Genomic DNA, 2,676 nt, shown 5'->3' with positions numbered 1-2,676 from the left:
GAAATACAGTTATTCAAAGAAAAAGATGATAAACTAAAGTATTTTTCACTAATAAAAAAATATCAATTAAAGTATAGCTTTAAAATATATGCCTATTGCCTACTGGATAATCACGGACATATATTATTAGACTGTAATGGAGCTGATGTATCTAGAATAATGCACTCTATAAATCTTTGTTATGCTCAATATTTTAATCGAAAATACAAACGTCATGGTCACGTTTTTCAAGATAGATTTAAAAGTAAAATAGTAGATTCAGACAAATATTTATCTATGGTGAGTAGCTATATACATGCTAACCCTAAAGATGTGGTAGAAACAAAGGATGAAGTATTAAAATATGAATTTTCAAGTCTGAGAGAATACATAAAAAAATCTAATACTTATGAAATACTAAGTAAAGATTTTCTAGGAAATATACTTAACTTATTAAGTGAAAAGGGAATGAAGGCCCATTTAGAGAAGGTATTTAAAGGGGAATATGAGAGTCAATTAGATGGAGAATTTGAAAATGAAGGATATGAATATAGGGGTTATAGAAAGGTATTAATAAGAAAAAGTAAACCTATAGATATAATAAGATTTGTTGCTAAATATACTAAGAATAACGAAAAATATATTTATGTGAAGTATAAGAGAAAATATACTCATATGAGGGCTTTAGGTTGTTTTTTTATGAGTTGCTTTTCTAATATAACTCAAAAGGATATTTGTAAAGTTCTTGGAAATATAACACAGTCTAGGGTATCTGAACTAAGTTGTTTAGGAGCACAATTAGCTTTTAAAGATAGAAGATATGGTGGAATAGTAGATGAATTTTTATTGGCAGATTAAATAATAAGAAATTAATAGATTATAAGTAAGCTTTTTTTGTTGTGCGCAAATAGAAGTAAACATTCAATTATAATTAAAAGGACATTGGAAAATAAAGTGTTGTAGTTTTAGGAAAAGCATAGAAAATTGGTTCTATGTGTATTTTTATACTCTAAATTATGTACATGTTGAAGATGAACTGTCCCATAAGATATCCCATAAGATAAGACATAGAAAATAAGGAAAAGATTATAAACTTTAGTTTTTAGGATGTATTATAGAAGAAAATTTTTATTAGGAATAAATTGTAAAAATGTGAGAAGTAATATACTATATATAATAAATTAAGATTTGGTGGAGGGATTATATAATGAGCAAAATTAATTTAAGAGTAGATATTACTCCAGAAAAAGCATTTCATACAATCAAACGTAGACAAACAGCAGATTTAGTACATGAAGAATTTTTTGACTTAGGAGAAGGAAAATCCATAGGAACATTAGTTTTTGAAAAATATTATATGCGAGCATCAAATAGAGCTGCTTTAATTGTAATCATGGACAATTTTAAGGGAGAAACAGAGGTTAGAGTCATATCAACTGGTAGCTCTCAAGGAATAATATTTAATTTTGATTGGGGAGCAGCGAAGAATTTTACTAATAGTATTAAAGATATTTTACAAGATTATATTATTGAATATACGGAGTACTAATTTAATGTATAAGGGATAGAAGATGAGTTTTTATATCTTTAGAGATAGTTCATGGAAGAGTAGATATATGTTGTAGATTAAACAAGACATTAAGAAAGAAGTGATCATGTGAAAAGATATTTACCCTTAATAGGGAATATACTAAAATATTGCATAATAACATTCCTAGTTCAAGCAATAGTTATGATTGGAAATAGTGTATATTATGCTGTAAAGACTAAAAATAAATTGTCTCCAGAGCAATTACAAAATTTAATTAACGAAAATATAGTGTTAGCCATTACCATAGCAGGATTAATTAGTTTTTTAATTTATATACTTTTATTAAAAAATAAGGAAAAAAATTTATGGCAAGTATGCAATTTTGAGAAATTAAATATGAAAGTATATCCGTATATAGTAGGAATATTTACATGTATGGCTTTCATAAGTTGCAGCATAGCAGCTATCCTTGCTAAAAATTTTACTAGTTATAAACAAGTATCCAAAATGATTTCTACAGGAGGAAATTCTATTGTGGGAGTAATTTGTTTAGTTGTTTTTGTTCCTTTTTTTGAAGAAGTATTATTTAGGGGATTAATATACAATGAACTGAAAAAATACTTAAAAATAGTGCCGAGCATTATCATACAAGGGGTAATATTTGCTCTGTTTCATGGTAATCTGGTTCAAGGAATATACACATTTTTATTAGGAATAACATTAGCCCTATTATATGAATGGATAGGGTCCATATGGGTACCTATTATGGGCCATGGTATAAATAATATGATGGGTGTTAAAGTAATCCCTGAAATATTTAGAAATATACCTATGATACCTAGTTTAAATATTGGAATAGGGCTTATTTTTATAGTTATACTATTAAAAAAATTAAAGGAATCAATTTATGAAGATAGGACAGTTAATATTATATAATGAACAATGTATATTTTTATAGAAATAATCATTGGAATATGTATTTTTACATAACAAAGTGAAAATACAATATGATAAAAAGGGGGATATTACAGCATTATACGGCTAGAAAGCCCACTCCTTTAGGTGTGGGATGAATAGGCCCAACTTGCTTGTTTTTTCAATATTCATGTATAAAATCATATTAAACATACACAGAATGTTATATAATAGTCATATGATGAATGACT

3 protein-coding genes are annotated in these 2,676 nt (G+C 26.8%); all 3 read left to right on the top strand.

All coding sequences use genetic code 11. The annotated features are described in order from the left end of the window. Positions 1 to 837 (top strand): transposase (locus N4A57_RS09425; protein WP_293657750.1); only part of this gene is annotated, 837 nt, incomplete at its 5' end. Between the two features lie 349 nt (positions 838 to 1,186). Beyond that, positions 1,187 to 1,528: a DUF6054 family protein gene (locus tag N4A57_RS09420; RefSeq protein WP_293657749.1), complete on the top strand. Its 342-nt coding sequence runs from the start codon at positions 1,187 to 1,189 to the stop codon at positions 1,526 to 1,528. 108 nt (positions 1,529 to 1,636) lie between these two features. Further along, complete coding sequence (locus N4A57_RS09415; RefSeq protein ID WP_293657748.1) at positions 1,637 to 2,446, top strand: CPBP family intramembrane glutamic endopeptidase; 810 nt, start codon at positions 1,637 to 1,639, stop codon at positions 2,444 to 2,446. Positions 2,447 to 2,676 lie beyond the last annotated feature (230 nt).

Source organism: Anaeromicrobium sp. (genome assembly GCF_025210435.1).
Classification (GTDB): domain Bacteria; phylum Bacillota; class Clostridia; order Peptostreptococcales; family Thermotaleaceae; genus Anaeromicrobium.
Note: the sequence above shows the minus strand (reverse complement) of the source record. Positions and strands in the feature narration are given on the sequence as shown.

Coding starts and splice junctions, on each gene's coding strand:
- N4A57_RS09420 (WP_293657749.1), top strand. CDS start 1,187: ATGAGCAAAATTAATTTAAGAGTAGATATTACTCCAGAAAAAGCATTT.